General features: G+C 52.0%; 16 protein-coding genes and 2 pseudogenes. 4 read left to right on the top strand and 14 right to left on the bottom strand.

The genetic code is table 11. The annotated features are described in order from the left end of the window. The first annotated feature begins 99 nt into the window (after positions 1 to 99). Both lacZ and JI735_RS24530 read left to right on the top strand, forming a co-directional pair. Positions 100 to 3,222, top strand: a complete 3,123-nt coding sequence (gene lacZ / locus JI735_RS24535; protein ID WP_202676533.1) for a beta-galactosidase, LacZ type — start codon at positions 100 to 102, stop codon at positions 3,220 to 3,222. A gap of 201 nt (positions 3,223 to 3,423) precedes the next feature. Next, the gene (locus JI735_RS24530; protein WP_325175637.1) at positions 3,424 to 4,008 is read left to right on the top strand and encodes an acetylglutamate kinase; all 585 of its coding nucleotides are present in this window, start codon (positions 3,424 to 3,426) and stop codon (positions 4,006 to 4,008) included. Positions 4,009 to 4,040: 32 nt separating this feature from the next. Here JI735_RS24530 and JI735_RS24525 read toward each other — a convergent pair whose 3' ends face one another. From JI735_RS24525 to nirB, 9 genes and pseudogenes are all read right to left on the bottom strand, one after another. Then, entirely contained in the window at positions 4,041 to 5,405 is a 1,365-nt protein-coding gene (locus JI735_RS24525) for a sedoheptulokinase (RefSeq protein ID WP_039837286.1), read from the bottom strand. Between the two features lie 96 nt (positions 5,406 to 5,501). Beyond that, positions 5,502 to 5,984, bottom strand: coding sequence for a VanZ family protein (locus JI735_RS24520; protein WP_233476043.1), 483 nt, complete (start codon positions 5,982 to 5,984; stop codon positions 5,502 to 5,504). A 26-nt stretch (positions 5,985 to 6,010) separates the two neighbouring features. Beyond that, a complete protein-coding gene (locus JI735_RS24515; protein WP_039837288.1) occupies positions 6,011 to 6,889 on the bottom strand; it encodes a D-Ala-D-Ala carboxypeptidase VanY in 879 nt (292 codons plus the stop codon). 109 nt (positions 6,890 to 6,998) lie between these two features. Beyond that, positions 6,999 to 8,092, bottom strand: a pseudogene (locus JI735_RS24510) (sensor histidine kinase). After that, positions 8,085 to 8,773: pseudogene (locus tag JI735_RS24505) on the bottom strand (response regulator transcription factor). The pseudogenes JI735_RS24510 and JI735_RS24505 overlap by 8 nt, the downstream one beginning before the upstream one ends. Before the next feature lie 186 nt (positions 8,774 to 8,959). Further along, positions 8,960 to 9,277, bottom strand: a complete 318-nt coding sequence (locus tag JI735_RS24500) for an iron-sulfur cluster biosynthesis family protein (RefSeq protein ID WP_020428638.1) — start codon at positions 9,275 to 9,277, stop codon at positions 8,960 to 8,962. 132 nt (positions 9,278 to 9,409) lie between these two features. Next, entirely contained in the window at positions 9,410 to 10,177 is a 768-nt protein-coding gene (gene cobA, locus JI735_RS24495; protein ID WP_202676531.1) for a uroporphyrinogen-III C-methyltransferase, read from the bottom strand. Then, a complete protein-coding gene (nirD, locus tag JI735_RS24490) occupies positions 10,174 to 10,494 on the bottom strand; it encodes a nitrite reductase small subunit NirD (protein WP_039837339.1) in 321 nt (106 codons plus the stop codon). The genes cobA and nirD overlap by 4 nt, the downstream gene beginning before the upstream one ends. Positions 10,495 to 10,512: 18 nt before the next feature. Next, entirely contained in the window at positions 10,513 to 12,942 is a 2,430-nt protein-coding gene (gene nirB / locus JI735_RS24485) for a nitrite reductase large subunit NirB (protein WP_039837304.1), read from the bottom strand. 327 nt (positions 12,943 to 13,269) lie between these two features. Between nirB and JI735_RS24480 the strand changes: the two genes are divergently transcribed. Next, positions 13,270 to 13,866: an ANTAR domain-containing response regulator gene (locus JI735_RS24480; protein ID WP_039837307.1), complete on the top strand. Its 597-nt coding sequence runs from the start codon at positions 13,270 to 13,272 to the stop codon at positions 13,864 to 13,866. A 12-nt stretch (positions 13,867 to 13,878) separates the two neighbouring features. Further along, entirely contained in the window at positions 13,879 to 14,931 is a 1,053-nt protein-coding gene (locus JI735_RS24475; protein WP_039837309.1) for an anthranilate phosphoribosyltransferase, read from the top strand. Positions 14,932 to 15,014: 83 nt separating this feature from the next. Here JI735_RS24475 and JI735_RS24470 read toward each other — a convergent pair whose 3' ends face one another. The 5 genes from JI735_RS24470 to JI735_RS24450 all read right to left on the bottom strand — a co-directional run bounded on the left by JI735_RS24470 (position 15,015) and on the right by JI735_RS24450 (position 19,325). Further along, complete coding sequence (locus JI735_RS24470; RefSeq protein WP_039837312.1) at positions 15,015 to 15,509, bottom strand: DMT family transporter; 495 nt, start codon at positions 15,507 to 15,509, stop codon at positions 15,015 to 15,017. A gap of 7 nt (positions 15,510 to 15,516) precedes the next feature. After that, the gene (locus JI735_RS24465; RefSeq protein ID WP_039837314.1) at positions 15,517 to 16,230 is read right to left on the bottom strand and encodes a Crp/Fnr family transcriptional regulator; all 714 of its coding nucleotides are present in this window, start codon (positions 16,228 to 16,230) and stop codon (positions 15,517 to 15,519) included. 15 nt (positions 16,231 to 16,245) lie between these two features. Continuing rightward, complete coding sequence (locus JI735_RS24460) at positions 16,246 to 16,671, bottom strand: DMT family transporter (RefSeq protein ID WP_039837317.1); 426 nt, start codon at positions 16,669 to 16,671, stop codon at positions 16,246 to 16,248. A gap of 190 nt (positions 16,672 to 16,861) precedes the next feature. Then, the gene (locus JI735_RS24455) at positions 16,862 to 17,263 is read right to left on the bottom strand and encodes an NUDIX hydrolase (protein WP_039837340.1); all 402 of its coding nucleotides are present in this window, start codon (positions 17,261 to 17,263) and stop codon (positions 16,862 to 16,864) included. A gap of 88 nt (positions 17,264 to 17,351) precedes the next feature. Continuing rightward, entirely contained in the window at positions 17,352 to 19,325 is a 1,974-nt protein-coding gene (locus tag JI735_RS24450) for a GTP-binding protein (protein WP_039837319.1), read from the bottom strand. Positions 19,326 to 19,357: the final 32 nt, after the last annotated feature.

Here is a 19,357-nt window from a genome sequence, read left to right as displayed (position 1 = left end):
TCCTGTTTCATATTGTGATATACAAGCGAATATTCTTCTATATCTCTTGATGAGTGGCCCTCTTATAATATGAATATAATAATATAAGGAGATGTTAATGTGCGCAACAAATTTACCTATGAGCCGCCTGCCAATGGATATCCTGAATGGAATAACAACCCTGAAATTTTTCAGCTGAACCGTCTGGATGCACATGCCTCCATGATTTCATATCCCAGTATTTCCGAAGCCTTGAAGGGAGATCGGGCAGCGTCGCCCAATTACCATCTGCTGAACGGGAGCTGGAAATTTGCTTTTGCAGAAACACCGGAGCAGCGCATTCAGGACTTCTATAGAGCGGAATATGACAGCAGCGGCTGGGCGGAAATTCCCGTCCCCTCCCATTGGCAGTTTCAGGGGTATGACTACCCTCAATATACCAATGTCCGTTATCCGTGGGCAGTTTCCGAGCCGGATTTGAAGCCCCCTTTTGCCCCGACGGTGTACAATCCTGTAGGTTCATATATCCGTACCTTCACGGTGCCGGAGAACTGGGCGGGCCAGCCGGTCTATCTCAGCTTTCAGGGGGTTGAATCCGCTTTTTATGTGTGGGTGAATGGAGAATTAGCGGGTTATGGTGAAGATACGTTCACCCCTTCCGAATACGATATTACGGCATACTTGAAGGAAGGCGAGAACAAGCTGGCGGTTGAGGTCTACCGCTGGTGTGATGCAAGCTGGCTGGAGGACCAGGATTTCTGGCGGCTCAGCGGCATTTTCCGCGATGTCTATCTCTACACGGCCCCTCCCGTACACATTGCCGACTTTTTTGTCCATACCGGCCTGGATGAGCATTATGCGGATGCGGAACTGAATGTGGATGTGAAGGTTGAGGATTATTTTAATGCAAAAGCCGGCCCGTATACGGTTGAAATGCAGCTGTATGACGCTGATGGCCAAACCGTGTGGACTGCTCCGGTATCTGCCGCAGTTGCCTTTGGAGACGGTGAATTGCAGCATTTGAAGCTCGGAGCAGCAGTTGCGGCCCCTGAGAAATGGAGCGCCGAAAAGCCGTATTTGTATACCCTAGTCCTCTCTTTGAAGAATGAACAGGGTGAATTGCAGGAAGCGGTCAGCAGCAAAGTGGGCTTCCGCACTTTTGAAATCAAGGACGGTCTGATGAAGATTAACGGAAAACGCATCGTTTTCAAAGGTACCAACCGCCATGAGTTCTCCTGTGAAACCGGCCGGGCACTCGGTAAAGAGGATATGATCCGCGACATTGAACTGATGAAGGCCCACAATATCAATGCCGTGCGCACCTCCCATTACCCGAACCAATCCATCTGGTATGAGCTGTGCGATGAATATGGACTTTATGTGATTGATGAAACCAATCTGGAGACGCACGGTTCCTGGCAGTATGGTCAAAAAGAACTGCATGACGGGAACGTCCCCGCCAGCAGACCGGAATGGCGCGCCAACGTGCTCGACCGCTGCAATTCCATGATGCAAAGAGACAAAAACCACCCTTCGGTGGTGATCTGGTCGCTCGGCAATGAGTCCTTCGGGGGAGATAACTTTATTGCCATGCATGACTATCTGCGGGAAGCCGATCCGGGCCGGGTCGTTCATTATGAAGGTACCTTCCATTACCGTCCGTCCGATGCGGCTAGCGATATTGAATCCACAATGTATATCAAGCCGTGGGATGTTGTTGAGTATGCGAAGAAAGACCCCAAAAAACCTTACATCCTCTGCGAATACAGCCATGCGATGGGGAACTCCTGCGGCGGCTTGCATCTGTATACAGAGCTGTTCGACCAATATGATATCATTCAGGGCGGATTCATCTGGGACTGGGTAGATCAGGCGATCCGCACCACAACGGCAGATGGAATGGAGTATCTGGCTTACGGCGGAGATTTCGGGGAAAATCCGCATGACGGCAACTTCAGCGGCAACGGGCTGCTGTTCGCGGACCGCAGCATTACCCCTAAGCTGCTGGAAGTTAAGAAATGTTATCAGAATGTGAAAATAACCGCTGTGGATCTGGCAAAAGGCCGTTTTGAAATCCGCAACAATTATTTGTTTACGAACCTGGCAGAGTATGGGCTGAAATGGACAGCGGCCTTGGACGGTACGGTTGTGCAGGAAGGCTTGATACAGGTTACCGCTGATCCGGGAGCAACCGCTGAATGTGTCATTCCTTATGACGGAAGCACTTTTACGGGTAATCAGGAAGCAGTATTGACCTTGTCCTTCATACAGTCTTCAGCGACTGTATGGTCAGAAGCAGGGCATGAGATTGCCTGGGAACAATTTGTGCTGTCTCCAAGAGCCGGAGCCGCCACTTCCGCTGATCCCAAAGGGACCGGAACTGAACTGCGTATCACCGAACAAACGGATGTTGTTGCGATTCAGGGAGACAGCTTTGCTCTGGCCTTCAATGCTGCAACCGGCGACCTGTTCTCCTATACTACTTCCGGTAAAGAGCGCTTGCTGGCACCTGTGAGACCTAACTTCTGGAGAGCGGTAACCGACAACGATCTGGGCAATGGACTCGATAAACGCTGTGCGGTATGGAAGGATGCTTCCTACAGCAGAACCCTTACGGGCTTCTCTTGTACAGCCGGAGATCATCTATGCACTGTAGCGGTTAGCTATCAGCTGGCAACCCAACCTGCCTCCACCCTGCTGCTGCAATATAAGATTACACCGGACGGAAAAGTGGATATCACACAGGAACTGAACCCGGGAGGTGAAGGACTGCCGGAGATCCCCGAGTTCGGATTGCTTTTTGAACTGGATGGGGAGCTGGATACGGTCTCCTGGTACGGCAAAGGCCCGCATGAGAATTATTGGGACCGACAGACCAGCGCCAAGCTGGGACACTACACCGGCAAGGTAAGTGAGCAGTTCGTCCATTACCTGCGTCCGCAGGAATGCGGCAACAAAACCGGTGTGCGCTATGCATCCCTTACCGAGAGCGTGTCCGGCAACGGGATACATCTGGAAAGCACTTTACCGTTCGAAGTCAACGTCCTGCCATGGACGCCGGAAGAACTGGAAGCCAGCGATCATCCCTATAAATTGGCCCCTTCCGCCAAAAGCGTGTTGAGAGTCAATTACAAACAAATGGGTGTCGGCGGTGACGACAGCTGGGGTGCTCCGACACACACAGAATTCACGCTTCCGTCTAACCGGCCATACAGCTTCCGCTTCACGTTGTCTGTTGTTTAATCTTTAAATATCGCGTGAACTAGAGATTTCCAATGAAAAAAGGCGCGTTTCCCTTCACGAGGAAGAGAAGCGCGCTTTTTGATTCCAGAAGAACCACCTGGGCGGATATACCATAAGATAGGGTACACAGGAACTAAGGAGGAATATTTCATGCAGTATAATTGGAGACCCTACTTCCCCGCACAGGGAAGCCCTAATGCCATGCACCAATCCATGCCGATACATGCGGGGCCAGCGCCGGGATGCTTTAGCAGAGCGCAGGTTGAGCTGATACTCCACATGAGAACATTATGGGAGCAGCATGTGGCCTGGACCATCATCACCATCCGCAGCCTTGTATACGGGTTACCTGACATCGATGCTGTTTTGCCCCGCCTATTGCAGAATGCACAGGATATGGGCGAAGCCCTTAAGCCCTTCTATGGCGCAGCAGCAGGTGACGCTTACGGCCAGCTTATTAGGGAGCATCTAGTCATTGCTGCCGACCTGGTCAAAGCCGCTAAAGCTGGAGACCAAGCGGCGGCCGCCGCAGCCGAGAAGAAATGGTATGCCAATGGCGACCAGATTGTGGAATTTCTCAGCCGTCTGAATCCGTATCTGCCCAAAGAGGAATTCAGAAAAATGTTCTACCAGCATCTGGCATTAACCAAAGCAGAAGCCGTGACTCTGCTCCAAAAGGATTACAAACAAAGTGTCCAGCTCTATGACCCTATCGAAAAAGGTGCCTTGGCAATGGCCGACATGCTTAGCACGGCGATTATTAAGCAATTTCCGCAGATGTTCTGATCTGTAGCTGCTAAGTCAACTGTTTTGCCGCTTTATCCCAGGTACTGCCCGGCTTCCCGATAGCTTGGAATGCCTCCAGCGCCAACAGCGGCGTGCAATGCTGCTCCGACTGCAGCTTCTTCCGGAGCAGCGCTCAAGGTAAGGGGCAGTCCGAAGCATGCTTCCACTTTCGAGCGCAGAACCGGATTAGCGCGCAGCGCGTTGCCGGAACCAATGAGCCGGGTCCATTGTACCCCGGAACCAATCTGCTCTATAGATCTATAAAAGGCATACAGCTCATCCGTAATGCCTTGGAGAAAAGCATGGGCCAGCAGGCCTGGAGTGAAATTGTCCAACGTGATCCCCTCCACACTCCCCCGTGCTTCCGGGTTCAGCCGCGTACCCAGAAACTGCGGGTTCACTGTGAGGCCGCCTGTTGCGAGCGGTCCATCACCCAATAATTTGTCCAATAAAGGATACACCTCTTCTTGGGATTGACCCGTATAGGCTTCGATGACTTGCCGATAGAACTTCTCCAGAAGCGCATAGGATTTCCCTCCGCTGAGTGCGGCACCAACCATTAGGATCCCGCCTCCGGGATAAGGCCGTGCTTCCAATCCCTCCATACTTCCGGTCGCACCGGTCAGCATGGCCGACAATTGGCTTCCGGTCCCCATGTTCAGCAGCAGCGTTTCCTCAGGACAGGGGACACTGCCGAGAAAGCTTGCCTGATTGTCTCCGAGTGAAGTGTATACCGGGACACCTTGCCGGGTTAATCCCACAAGCGTTCCAGCTTGAACCACCCGGGGCAGCAGCTCTGTACCGATGCCTGACCGGTCAATGGCCTCCAGGTCAAAAACACCATTTGGGATGCTGTAGCATCCCAGTCCGGCAGCTTGCGTGGAATCAATCACCGGATCAGCGCGTTCTGCCAATCTCATGGCGGCATAATCGGCGATGGTGCATAAGCTGACTGCTTCTATGGGAACAAGCCCATGTCCCAGATTATAAAAATGAGTAGCCAACCCGTAGCCGGGAGCAACCGGATAACCGGTATCCTTACTCAGCTTCTCCGCATGGGTGAGAAATTCGTCATAAGGCACACTTCCTCTTCTATCCTGCCAGGTATAGAGCGGACTCACATGTTTTCCTGCGGCATCTGTATATACAATCCCATGCATTTGTCCGGTGAATCCGATCCCTTGAACCTCCGGCTCCCGCAACATGAGTTGCTCAAAAATACCTTGCACGAGATGGAGGATAACGGCAGGGTCCTGCAGACGTTCCCATTCTTTGACCCTGCCGGGAAGCTGCGCCGAATTCTCTGCTGTAATCCGGTGCAAAACCTTTCGTTGTTCCAAATCATATACCAATCCCGTAATCGAGGTCGTTCCAATATCGATTCCGATCGTTCTCACAAATTGTCCTCCTGTCGAATCTGATGCGTTATACATAAATTAAAGCACATTCACTCCGCCGGCGGAGAAGCAATCGCCATACAAGCGAATGTTTCCTCAACCGGTCTTTTCAGCTAAAACCTGCTGCTGCAATTGCGCTTTCCCATGCTTCCGGGGGTTTTTCAGGCAAATGACATATCCTAACAGACCTCCAAACACATTCAAAATAAGGTCATCGACATCAAAACTGCCCATGGATAAGAGAAGCTGTGTGCCTTCCAGAGAAAAGCTTATTCCGAATGAAAGCACAAGAGCTGTGAACAAGCCTCCTTTGGCTAACAGCCGGATGAATATCCCCAGGGGAACAAACAGCGCAATATTTCCAAACAGATTCACGAAATCATGCGGATTGGAGAGCTGATGCAGATTCTGGCTGATCGAGACAAAGGGAGTAAAGTTGGCAAACGCCAACCCGTACCGAATCATTCCGGGATGTTCCAGTACACTATGCAGCTGACGCCAGAGGAAAGCAATATCCACCGGCGCATACTTGAACAAGATGATTTTGATCAGCACATACAAATATACGGCAGTCCCCAATATCAAAAGCTTCCGGTCCAGCCTCTTCATGGCGTGCCCCACTTGCTGAGCTCCACTGTGACAATGACCCCATCGCTGTTGTTTCCTGATACTGTATAAGGATGGCCGGCAGGCACATGAACACTGCCCAATTGGGATGCCGGTACATAGAGCATGAGATATTTGCGGTCCGCGACCGTAATCTGCTGGCGCTTCCGCTGTTTCAGATCGGCAAGATATTCTTCCAGCACCATGTTCTTCTCCTTCATGACCAGACTATGCGGCAGACCGACGTAGCGGAAATGCCAGGCCTCGTATTTAATTCCCGTAATATTCGTCTTGTCTTCGGGGTACCTGAGAATAAACCCATAGTTCCAAGCGTTTGCCCGGAGCCATTTCCCTTCCGGTGAATCCTTGATTTCTCCAAGCGAAGAGCCAATGTCCAGCGACAGGCCTGTGTTGTGTTCACTGTAACCGGCGGGCAACGCGTAATCTGCTCCTTTTTCTTTGTAGAGCCTGCCCTGCTCCTCTTGATCCCTGTACCCGCTGCTAATGCGGAAATTCTCTGCACCATCCTTAGCGGCCGCTGCGGTCAGCTCCGAAAACCGTTCGGTTACTCTCTTAGACAGCTCAATGGAACGGTCAAGCAATTCAAACCCCTGTGTCAGCTCATCATGACGGGATAGCTCAAGGATATCCTTGGCAACCCCTTTCTTATGTACAGGATACTCTTTGTTGACGAGAATGAGGTCTCCCTTGTAGATTTGTTCTTTGTCAATACGAATGGTTGCTGTGTCTTCTCTAGACGCAGATATTTCTGCCGTATGCTCTATAATTGTCGGATTCTTGGCCGGCAGCACTTCTTTTTGAAAGATTTTGAACGCGATGACCAGCAAAACAATGCACAAAAAAAGCCACTTCTTCAATGCAAGCATCTCCCTTTTATCGTTGTTTCAACAGAATACAGGGAAAAGCTTAAATACAAAGTGGCCCAAAAATTAAATTTTCCTTAAATTTCATTAGCTCTGTCTGATTTCAGGCTTGAAGCGGCAGGCGCACTTCGAATAAGGTCCGGGTTACACTGCTCTCTGCGGTGATGGTGCCGCCATGCTGCTCGACGATATTTTTGGCGATAAAAAGCCCCAGTCCGGTGCTGTTCGCATCCGAGGTGCGTGCCCGGTCTCCTGTATAGAACATATCAAAGAGGAAGGGCAGCTCTTCTGCAGGTATGAAATTTCCATAATTAATAATCTGGACCACCGCGCTGCTCCCCTCCTGCCTGCAGTGTATATCCACAAATTGACCATCCCTGCCATACCGCGCTGCATTCGTCAAAAGATTCTCAAAGACGCGGGCAAGCAGCTCCCCATCCGCAGGGATGACCATCTGGGGCGTAATCTGCAGCCTGGAGGTTAGTTTGTTTTTTTCGAAAAGGGGATAAAGCTCTTCATTAAGCTGGAACAGCAGTTCACTGAGATCGATCGGGGCCTTGACCACTGCAAGCATTCCATAGTTGACTCTCGTAATCTCGAACAGCTCTTCAATCAGCTTCTCCAGCCGCTGCGATTTGGTGTACGCGATCATGGTGTAATGCTTAACCTGCTCCGCCGTCAGGTCTGTATGATTCAGAATGTAGTCCAGATAACCCAGCACCGACGTCAGCGGCGTCCGGATATCATGTGCCAGATTCAGCACCAGCTGATCCTTGCTGCTCTCGGCAAAATCCCCCCGCTCCACAGCTTTTTGCAGCTGCTCGCTCGCCCGGTTGATGTCTTCAGCGATAACCTGAAACTCATCGTGAGAGGTGATCTCCACCCTGGAGCTAAACTCACCGTTGGCGAGATTGTGAATACCCGAGGAAATGGTGTCAAAATAAGCGGCGTAGCGTTTGGTCAGCAGGAAAAAAAAGAAGATCGCCAGCGGCACGAACAGAATTAAAAAAAGTTAACATCCCCAACCCTATAGATGAAAGCCCGCAAGCGGGCAATATCATCTTCTGCCAGAACCTTTTCATGGTAATACAACTGGAGCCCTTTATAGACCAGATAAGTAAGGAGACCGGAGATCAGCATACTGAGCCCGAACAGCATCAGCATACTTGTGCGGAAACTGCGCTTGTTTCTAGCCATTGAACGTATATCCTACGCCCCAGACGGTTTTGACAAACTTTTTGGGGTCCTCGCTAAGCTTTTTGCGGAGGGTGCGGATATGGACCATTACGGTATTGCCGCTGTCATAATAAGACTCGCCCCATACCTGTTCAAAGATATTTTCTGCACTGAATACCTTGTTCGGGTGGCTGGCCAGCAGCTGCAGTATGTCAAATTCCTTCGGGGTGAGCTCCACCGTCTGCCCGTAGATTGCGACGGTGCGTTTATCCGGATCAATGATCAGACCGCCAATCTGCAGCACAGCGTGCGCGCCTTCAGCCGGCTGATTCAGCTGCATGGCCCGGCGAAGCTGGGCTTTTACCCGTGCCACCAGCTCCATCGGGTTAAACGGCTTGGTCATATAATCATCCGCTCCAAGGACCAGGCCGGTTATTTTATCCAGATCCGTAGCCTTGGCACTCAAAAAATAATTGGCATCCGGTACTGCTCGCGGATCTGGCGGGTGACCTCATGACCATCCAGCTCGGGCATCATGATATCCAGGATGGCCAGATCTACCGGTTGGGATTGCACGGCCTGCATCGCGGCTCTCCCGTTCGAGGCCTTGACCGTATGATAGCCCTCCCTCTCCAGGTGTATGGCAATCAGTTCAGCGATCTCGGCCTCATCATCCGCAATCAAGATTGTAATCGGCTTCATTTCGTTACTGCCTCCTGTTTCAGATAGTCCCCATTATACTTGAAACAGCCGATCCCTGCATCCTGTTCCTCTAAATACAACGGGCAGCAAGTCCCCATTCACGGAGGCTTGCTGCCCGGTTACGTTCTGAAGTTACTGAAAATCAGAAACTGCGAATCAAACATGGTGGGACAGGTACTCCCATGCTCACCGGAGATCCTTAACCCTAATATTGGAGCTGAACAGGCTGGAAGGACTGGTAAGCTTATAAGAAGGATAATTTTCATCTGCTGCCAGCGTCATTGAGGAATCAAACAAGGATTCCTGCTGGCGGTCACACAAGAACGTGTAGGGTTCGTTCTGAATGACGATGTCTGTGGCATTTGGCGAGTCTACGATCTGAATGACAAGGACGCCATTGCAGCCGCAATCCTCGGTATCATAGAACAGCTTGAGAAATCCCGGTCTGCCATCCAGGCTCTCTCCCAGCCGTCTGCGGGTTAACGGGTCAAGTTGAATTTGCATCTCACAGTTCTCTCCTTTGATCAGTAAAAGTACGTAGCGGAACCTGTGCAAAGTAGTATAGTCCTATTCTACCCGCAACTCCTGTGATTGCAATCACTTTAATTATGACACTCATACAACCGCCAGCGGCCGCTAGCCGATCTGGGAACGCGCCGCTTTTTCCATACTTAGCAGCTGATCTCTTACGGTAACAGACTCCCCGATAATGATGATGGCTGGATTGCTGATCTTCATCGCGGCCGCCAGCTTATCAATATTACCCAGTGTTCCCGTTACCGTGCGTTCCCGGACCGTCGTTCCGTTCTCGATCAGGGCAGCGGGTGTCGCAGGGTTCTTCCCATACTTCAATAGCTGCTCACGGATTTCAGGCAATGTGCTGACCCCCATATATATGATCAGCGTATCCACACTGTGGACAAGCCCTTCCCAGTGCACGGGTGAAGCATGATCATGGCAGCGGCTGCCGGTCACAATGGCAAAAGAGGCCGCCAGCCCGCGGTGCGTCAGCGGAATTCCGGCCGAAGCCGCCGCACCGATGGCTGAGGTGATGCCCGGAATAACCTCATAAGCAATGCCGGCGGCCGCGACCGCCAGCGCTTCTTCCCCGCCCCGCCCGAACACATAGGGATCGCCTCCCTTCAGCCGGACCACTTGATTTCCGGCGGCTGCATATTTAATCATAAGCTTTTCGATGGCTTCCTGCGGCATGGAATGACGGCCGGGAGCTTTGCCGCAGTAGATTCTCAGTGCCTCCGGTTTCCCGCAGCCCAGAATTTCTTCATTCACCAGCCGGTCATAGAGGATCACGTCAGCTGTCTGAATCCTCCGTACGGCTTTGACGGTAAGCAGCTCCGGGTCGCCTGGTCCTGCTCCGACAATCGACACACTCCCTCGGATCATAGGCTTCTCTCCGTCAGATAGATTGAACCGTTGCTCTGGTCCACTTCGACCTCATACGTAACTACATGGCCATGATCCGGTTCCTGGACCACACCGGTGTGCAGATCAATACGCCAATCGTGGAGCGGGCAATGCACCTTTGAGCCACAGACCATTCCCTCCGACAAGGCTCCGCCTTTATGCGGGCACTTGTTCTCAACCGCCAGCACCTCTCCATCCGACAGGCGGAACAGTGCAATCTCATGGTCACCTACCCTGACGATACGGGAGCCCTTAATATCAATATCTGTCACCTTGCCCACCAGCATTTTGGTCATTTCCATCAGGTTCCCCTCCTATACCGTCTTCATTTCGGACAACTGCTCGAAATTTTTACGCAGCTCCGGCTCATTTACAATCTGCTTCCATGGGTCGGTTGTCACACTAAGCGCAGTGTGGATTCTCTCCTGAAGGGCAAGCCGGTTCTCCCGTACCTCCAGCACTTCCTTGATACTGTCCAGTCCAACCCGCTCCACCCACTGCGCGGTCCGCTCATTCCAGCCGGCCTGTTCGCGGTAATATTGCAGGAATGCACTGGCCCACTCGATGACCTCATCATCGGTTTTGACCACACCGAGCAGATCCGTGGCCCGCACATGCACGCCGCCGTTGCCTCCGATGTGCAGCTCCCAGCCGCCGTCTATGGCGACCACGCCAAAATCCTTAATCGTTGCTTCCGCGCAATTACGCGGGCAGCCGGATACCGCAAGCTTTACCTTACCTGGTGTATTCAGCCGCTCGAATGCTTTCTCCAGCCGGATTCCCATACCCATGGCATCCTGGGTGCCGAACCGGCAGAAGGTCGAGCCGACGCAGGTTTTGACTGTACGAAGCGTCTTGCCGTAGGCGTGGCCTGAAGGCATATCCAGCTCTTCCCACATTTTGGGCAAGTCTTCTTTTTTGACACCGAGAAGATCCAGCCGCTGCCCTCCGGTGAACTTCACCAGCGGAACTTCGAATTTGGCGGCAACCTCGGCAATCTTCATAAGTTCAGCAGGTGAGGTTACACCGCCGTATATCCGTGGAACAACGGAGTAGGTTCCGTCTTTCTGAATATTGGCATGATAGCGCTCATTGGTGATCCGGGATTCTTTTTCATCGATATATTCTTCAGGCCACAGCATCCCCAAATAGTAATTCAGAGAAGGACGGCATTTGGCACAGCCTTCTTCCGTATTCCATTCCAGGACGTTCATGACTTCCTTAACGGTCTTCAGCTCCATACGCTTGATTTCTGCGACAATTTCGTCCCGTCCCAGTGTGGTGCAGCCGCAGATGCCTTCCTTCACTGTCACTACATTATCTCCGGCGTAAAGCTGCAGGAGTCCTTCCACCAGCGGTTTGCAGCCGCCGCAGGATGCGGAGGCCTTAGTGCAGGCTTTGATCTGGCCGACACTCGTACAGCCGCCGGACTGGATTGCTTCGGCAATGGTACCTTTGGATACCCCGTTGCAGCCGCAGATGATCTCGTCATCGGCCATTCCTTCGAGCCGGTTGCCTTTGGGGGAAGCCAGTGCATCAGAGGATACGCCGAGCAGCAGCTCCTTTTCTTTTCCTTTTATGTTTTCGCCATTTTTGATCATGGAGAAGAGCTGGGCACCATCTCCGGTATCCCCGAATAAAACGGCGCCGACCAATTGGTCATCCTGAATCACCAATTTCTTATAGATTCCTTCGATCTCATCCTGGTACCGGAGGGCTCTGGTGCCGGTCCGCTCTGTGAATTGGCCTGCTGAAAATACGTCGACACCGGACACCTTCAGCTTGGTTGAAGTTACGGAACCCGGGTAGCCATCCGTAGGAACCCCGGCCAGTCTTTTGGCAAGAACAGCGCCTTGTTCATACAGCGGAGCCACAAGCCCATAAGCAATCCCCCTGTGCTCCGCGCATTCACCCACTGCATAGATTCCCGGAATATTGGTTTCCATATAATCATTAACCACGATGCCCCGGTTCGTCTGGACTCCGCTTTTCTGCGCCAGCTCCACATTGGGTTTGATGCCGACAGCCATAACGATCAGATCCGCATCGGCGATTTCCCCGTCTGCGAACAACAGGCCTTTCACTCTTTTTTTGCCGAGGATAGCTTCAGACTGCTTGTTCAGCAGAAACTTCATTCCCTGCTCTTCCAGCTCTTTGCGGAGCATCACGGATGCCGGTTCATCCAGCTGGCGCTCCATGATATAGGGATGGATGTGTACAACGGAAACCTCCATTCCGAGATGCAGCAGCCCTCTGGCCGCCTCCAGACCCAGAAGCCCGCCGCCGATCACCACGGCTTTGCGGTAGCTTTGTGAGGTTTCCTGCATGATCTGGCAGTCCTTGATATCGCGGAAAGCAATGACCCCTTCCTTCTCGGCTCCCGGGAGCGGCAGCATGAACGGATTGGAGCCTGTCGCCAGAATCAGCTCATCATAGGGCATTACTATTCCTTTATCGGAGTATACTTTACGCTTAGCAGTATCAATGGAAGTAATCGTGTGCCCCATATATAACCGGATGCCATGGCTGTGGTACCACTCCAGATCATTGATAATGATCTCCTCCATGCTGGAGCCGCCTGCCAGAACAGAGGACAGCATAATCCGGTTGTAATTGGGATGCGGCTCTGAGCCGAAGATGGTAATCTCATATGCCTCCGGGGACAGCTTCAATAAATGCTCGATAGCCCTCACCCCGGCCATCCCGTTGCCCACCAATACGAGTTTCTTGCGAATGTCTGTCATCTGTCTCTCTCCTCTCCATGTGGACAACAGAAAAAGCCCGCTTCACTCTCCACGGAAACAAACATCTCCCGTTGCATAAAGTGAAAGCAGGCGCCATTGCCGCTTCAAGCGAATACACCGTTGTATTCGTAGACTTGTTGAAATTCTTAACCCGACTATACTACAGGAATTCCAATTACGTCAATATTGTTAACACATAAAATTTTATAATTTTAATTTATCGACAAAATCACGTGATATGTGTTATATAATATTACATCAACATTCTTATCTAAGAGGTAATTCTTCCCCACCCGATGACTACGAAGTAAAAAGGAGCGTCAAACTATGCATTCCCTGTTGATTATTCAGAATAACAAAACAGAGAACGTCACAGAAGAGCGTTCATCAACAGGACCGGATTCCCTGCTTCGTTCCTGTGGTTATGTGGTCACGGCGGCAGCTTCTCCAGAGGAGGCAAAGCTGATGATCGGTGATGCGGATGCCTCCATCCTCAATCTGCCCGTTACAGAGATCAACTCCTGGCGGGCAGCGCTGATGCAGTGCAAAACCGCCCCCATTCTATGGTGGTGCACATCTTCAACGGCTGACTTGTCGGTTGCTGCCTGCGGGGATGATATTATGGTGGACGGAATTTTGTCCCCTTCCATGCAGCCTCAGGAGATTCACTGGATTCTTCATTTCAGTGCCAGGCAATGCTTCGAGCGCCAGCAGTGGCTGAAGGAGCGGGAGCAGCTGTTGTCACGGATTGAAGAGCGCAAATGGATCGATATGGCCAAAGGCATCCTCTCCAAAGCCAAAAATATCAGCGAATCCGAAGCCTATGACCTTCTTCGCAAGCAAGCCATGAATGAACGCAAGCGGATGGTTGATGTAGCTACTTCTATAGTCAAGGTGTATCAACTGCTGCAGGATCAAACTTAAGGAGAATCCGATATGATTAATATTCTAAAAGAAGTCGCCCGGGGCAAACGGGGGGCCCGTGATTTAAGCTACCAGGAAGCGGAATCCGCAGCGGAGGCGATTCTGGGTCTGACTGCTTCCCCCGTGCAAATCGGTGCCTTTTTGATTGCAGAGCGGATCAAGCTGGAGAGCATTGAAGAGCTGGAGGCCTTTGTGTCTGTCTGCCGCAAATACGCCCACCGTGAACCGGTACAGCAGGGGCTGGACTGCGCCGGGCCTTATGATGGCCGGAAGAAGTCTTTTGCCGCAACATTCCCGGCTTCCTTCTTATGCGCTGCGGCCGGTCTGCCTGTCACCCTCCACGGGTCAGCCTCATTACCGCCGAAATGGGGGATCACCCTGCAGGATATTATTCAGGAATCGGGGATTGAGGTGACTGCGCTCAGCCGGGCTGAAGTGGTGGAATCTGCTGGCAAAAGCGGTGTGCTGTACGCCCACTCGGAAGCGTGGTGTCCGCCTCTTGCGACCCTCCGCCATCTTCGTGAGGATCTTGGCATGCGGACGATCTTTAATACGGTAGAAAAGTTCATTGATTACGCCTGCTCTCCCTACATTGTATTTGGAATCTATCACAATACAGTCTTTGACCGCATTTCCAGAATGATTCTCAAGCTTGGCTACCGCAAAGGACTGGTCGTACAAGGAGCGGAAGGCTCCGAGGATCTCTATATCGACCGCCCGAACCGGGTGTATTACGTTGCCGATGGAACAGCCCACCTGGACATTATTGATCCGGAACTGCTGGGCTTGGAAACGCCGGTGCCGGAAATGGACTGGACTCCCCGGCTGCAAGTGTCGGCAGCGGAAGCTGTGCTGCAAGGAGGCGGACATATCGCCTTTTACAATCAAGTGCTGCTTAATGGGGCTGCCCGCCTGCATCTGGCCGGAATAGTCAATTCGATTGAAGAAGGTGTCTATACCTGCAAGCATTTGCTGGATAACGGTGACGCCTGGGCAGTCTATATGAAATGGAGAAGCGCACTGCTCGGCAGCAAAACGCCGTCTGAGTCAGGCTTGTCCATCTGAAGCAAAAAAAAGCGCGTACCCGTCCTCATACGGATGCGCGTTTTTTTACACTGCTTCTTTCAGATGCCGTAGAAGGCTTTCGCTCACTTCAAATTCAACGCCTGCTGCCGCTTGCCTGTTGAGGAATCACTTTCAGGCTCACGCGCTCCTCCTAACTTGAACACCAGAATCCCTCCAACAATGATGAGTACTCCGATAAGCTGATTGAAGGAAAAAGGCACCTTGGTCAGGCCCAGCCAGCCCAGTGAATCCCATAGAAGGGCAAACCCAAGCTGTGAGGTAAGCACGATAGAAATCGCATAAGTAGGCCCAAGCAGCCGGGTGGCCTGCACCAGACAGATGACTACACCTACGCCGATCATGCCGCTGAACCAATACCAGGGCTGCATATGCTGCAGGGTGAACATGTTTTTGCCTTCCATAAGCAGCCCCATCAGCAGGGAAGCGATAAATCCCATGCCCAATACCAAGGTTGTAGTGGACCATGACCCCGTATGCTCATTGACCTTGCTGTTGAAAATATTCTGCAAACTTACCAGGGAACCGGCGGCCAGCGCCAATATTAATCCTATTAACATTTCTAGTTCACTCCATTCCGTTCGGTTCATAAATGTTGCGGCTCGCGAGTGCGGCCAGCCCGGCCTTGTCTTTCACCAGAAGATGTCCGTTTCCCCGTTCGATCAGGCCGTTTTGTGTAAGCTTGTGAATGACCCGGTTCAAATGCCTGTAGCTCGTTCCAATAAAATTGGCAGTATCGGTCAGGTTGATCGTACTCAGCTGGCCGGTAAAGTTAGGATCGGATTCATCATAGGAGATAGATAACAAATAACTGGCAAGCCGCACCTCTACAGGATGCATCAGATTCAAGCTGAGGAAATTCGATTTACGGTAAAACTTGTGAGTGATCATTTCCAGCATAAAATGCAGCAGCGGCGGATAATCCCTGCCGTATTTGTTGAGCCAGCGGTACTCTATGCCGAGCATATGCACCGGGGATACGGCCTCCACCGTATTAATCATTTCCGTGCCTTGAATGTATTCGACATCACCGATCAGCTCCAGCGGTGTTTTGAAGGAGATAATCAGCATTTTCCCTTCAGGCGTGGTGGTGAAGATCTTCAGCTTCCCCTTGACCAGGACGTATAGATACCTGGAAGGATCCCCTTTGGAGCAGATATGCTCCCCTTGTGCGAAGCTGAAGAGATGCAGATGACCACTAAGCTGTTCATTGAAAATAGCTGCCAGGGAATGTGCCGCAATGTATGCCTGAAGCTGCTCAGAATCCTGAATTTCTTTCATGGCCCGCTCCCGTCCTTATAATTTCAAAATCACCACACCGGCAACCATCATTCCGATCCCGATAAACTGCGGCAGCCGCATCTTCTGCTTCACAACTCCGAACCACCCTTTGATATCAATCAGAAAGGTCAGGCAGAGCTGGGCGATCAGCAGTGCGGAAATGGTAAGGGTCACACCGATGCCCTGAATCGCGGTAACTTCGCTGAAAATAACAAATGCGGCCAGCGCTCCGCCGAACAGATATAAAGGGCTGACCTGCTTAAACCCCTGCTTCTTCGCATCCCGCACGAACAGCAGAATCATCAGCGCCATTACGAATCCGGTAAATTGGGTAATGGTTGCAGCCTGCCAGGTGCCAATATCCTGGCTGATCCTGGCGTTGGCCACCCCTTGCAGTGTAATGCAGGCCCCGCCGATAAAAGCAAAAATAATCCCTTTCATGACTTCTCTCCTCTGTCTTAATCTCTGTATTCATTAAAAGACATATTCAGGATTTGCGGTAGGACATATGTCCTGAGCATCGTAACCGGTACTCGAGGAGGATTATCAGGGTACGGCAGAAAGCCCGTCTTAAGCCGCAAAAGGGCTTCCAACGGGCTTGAATCATACGCTGAGCTGCCGCACATGTACGTTAATCCAGCAGCTTCAGCTCATGGAGCTGGTCAAAAATCATCCGGCTGACAGCCGACACCCGCTCCCTGTCTTCATAGGCAAGCCAAGCGATCTCGGCAATTTCCGAGGCCGGAGTTAATTCTCCGGTGTAATCGGCTGTAAAACAGGCCATCTTCACCTGTACGCCTTCCGCTTTGCCGTGGGCGGCGGCTTCAAAGATGCCGAAAGGTGTGACTGTACCGGACAGGATGTCCACGGACAGCTCTTCTTTGACTTCCCGGATCAGCGTCTGGACATCCGTCTCGCCGGACTCTCTTTTTCCTCCGGGAAAATAATAAGTATCTTTACCTTTGGAACGCGCACCCAGCACTCTTCCATCTGAGATTACAATCCAGGCCACTTTATCGATGATTCCGTTCATCATTCCAGTAATCCTCCTCAGCTCTTCTCTTCCGGTCCTAATTAAAAAACATATCCGGAGATTAGGAAAGGACATATGTCCCGGCAGATCAGCTTATGGGTCCGAAATCGTTAGTGATGTGCATGTGCGCTTGTGCTTCATCCCAAGGGACGGAGTAAGACTGGCCTTTGGCGCAAAAGATAGAGGATGAGGGATACGCCGGATCGGCATCCTTATTGTAATTTTTGAGTGCGATGACTGACTCCGTCTGGTGGCAGGGCTGGTACTCTGCAACCTTAAGCGAGAGTGAGCCTTTCCCTTGTGTCAGTGCAGCCAGCCGGACAGCGTAATTCAAAAAAGTGGCTACCGGCACCTTGCCGGTGATCACCGCTTTGGTTCCGGTGATCTCCGGGGGGCTGAAGCTGCCGTTCGCCTGCTGGATGTCTGTCATTACTTTCCCCAAGTCACCGGTGTCTATCCTGATTTTGAGGTCATAGACCGGCTCCAGCAGGATATTCTCAGCCTGCTCCAGCCCCTGGCGCAAGGCGCGGAGCGCCGCTTCCCGGAAATCACCGCCATGCGTATGCTTGTTATGCGCTCTTCCGCTCAGCAGGGTCATCCGCAGATCTGTGAGCGGCGAACCCGTAAGCAATCCATGATGCCCGCTCTCCAGCAGATTTTGGCCGACTTGGTGCTGATAACCCACTGCAAGATCATCGGGGTGGCACTCGTTGATGAATACCAGGCCGCTGCCCCGTTCACCCGGTTCAATACGCAGCAGAACCTCAGCATAGTGCTTCAGCGGCTCAAAATGTCCGCAGCCATACACCGGAGCGGCTATTGTCTCCTTGTACAGAATCTCCGGCGGGCCAAACGCCACTGGAATCTTGAACCGTTCCCGCATGATCTGCTCCAGAATCTCTAGCTGGATCTGGCCCATCACCTGAATATGCAGCTCCTGCAGCGTCATATCCCAGCTGACATTCAGAGAAGGATCTTCTGCTCCCAGCAGCTGAAAGGCCGTCAGCACCTCCTTCAGATGCACAGGCGGCTCGAACAGCACCCTGGACTTCAGCGTTGAAACCAGCTCACTGTCCCGTCTGTCCTGCAAAACCCCGACACCGTCTCCCGGCCTCACGGCCGACAGCCCGGTGACTGCAAACAGCTCGCCCGCCGCTGCCCAATCCACGGAGACATATTTCAGGCCATTCACTTTGCGGATGCCGGTAATCCGCTCAGGTTCCGCATCCTCTGACGCTCCATATTTCAGCTCTTCCCTTACCTTGAGAACTCCCTGCAGCGCTTTGATATAGGTAACCCGGGTCCCCTTCTCATCATGACGGATTTTGTACACTCTGCCTGCAAAAGGCAGTCCGGCATCATAATCCGTTATGGTCAGAGACTTCAGCCGGTCCAGAAAAACATCAATGCCCACATCCTGCAAAGCAGAGCCCTCCATGCACGGAAATATGGTGCCTTCCCGGACCATAGACCGCATCGCTTCCCGCCAACCGGTATCGTTCAATGACCCATCCAGATAAGCGTCCAGCAGCCGTTCCTCGCGTTCAGCCAGAAAAACCTTCAACTCCTCAGATATTTCACCGCTTTCTGATTGCGGGAGCAGACATGCGCTGCTGCTCAGCCCGCTGCGGATTTCCTCGAACACACGCTGTGGATCGGCACCGGTACGGTCCGTTTTATTGATAAAAAAGAAGGTCGGAATCCCGTGACTGCGCAGCAATTGCCAGACGGTTTCCGTATGGCCTTCCACACCTTCGACGGCGCTGACAATCACTACAGCATAATCCAGCACCTGCAGCGCGCGTTCCATCTCCGGTGAAAAATCGACATGTCCGGGAGTATCCAGCAGAAAATACCGCGTGCCGCCAAGGATAAACTCCGCCTGATCTGCAAATACAGTAATCCCGCGGGCTTTTTCAATTTCATGGGTATCCAAAAAGGTATCCTTATGGTCCACCCTGCCCCGGCTGCGTATTGCCTGTGTATGATACAGCAGCTGCTCGGCAAAAGTTGTTTTACCGGCATCAACATGCGCGAGCAGTCCGATGGTGATATTTTCCATAAAGTAATGCTATCCACCTCCACGGGTATGGG

Source organism: Paenibacillus sonchi (assembly GCF_016772475.1).
Classification (GTDB): Bacteria; Bacillota; Bacilli; order Paenibacillales; family Paenibacillaceae; genus Paenibacillus_AQ; species Paenibacillus_AQ sonchi.
Note: the sequence above shows the minus strand (reverse complement) of the source record. Positions and strands in the feature narration are given on the sequence as shown.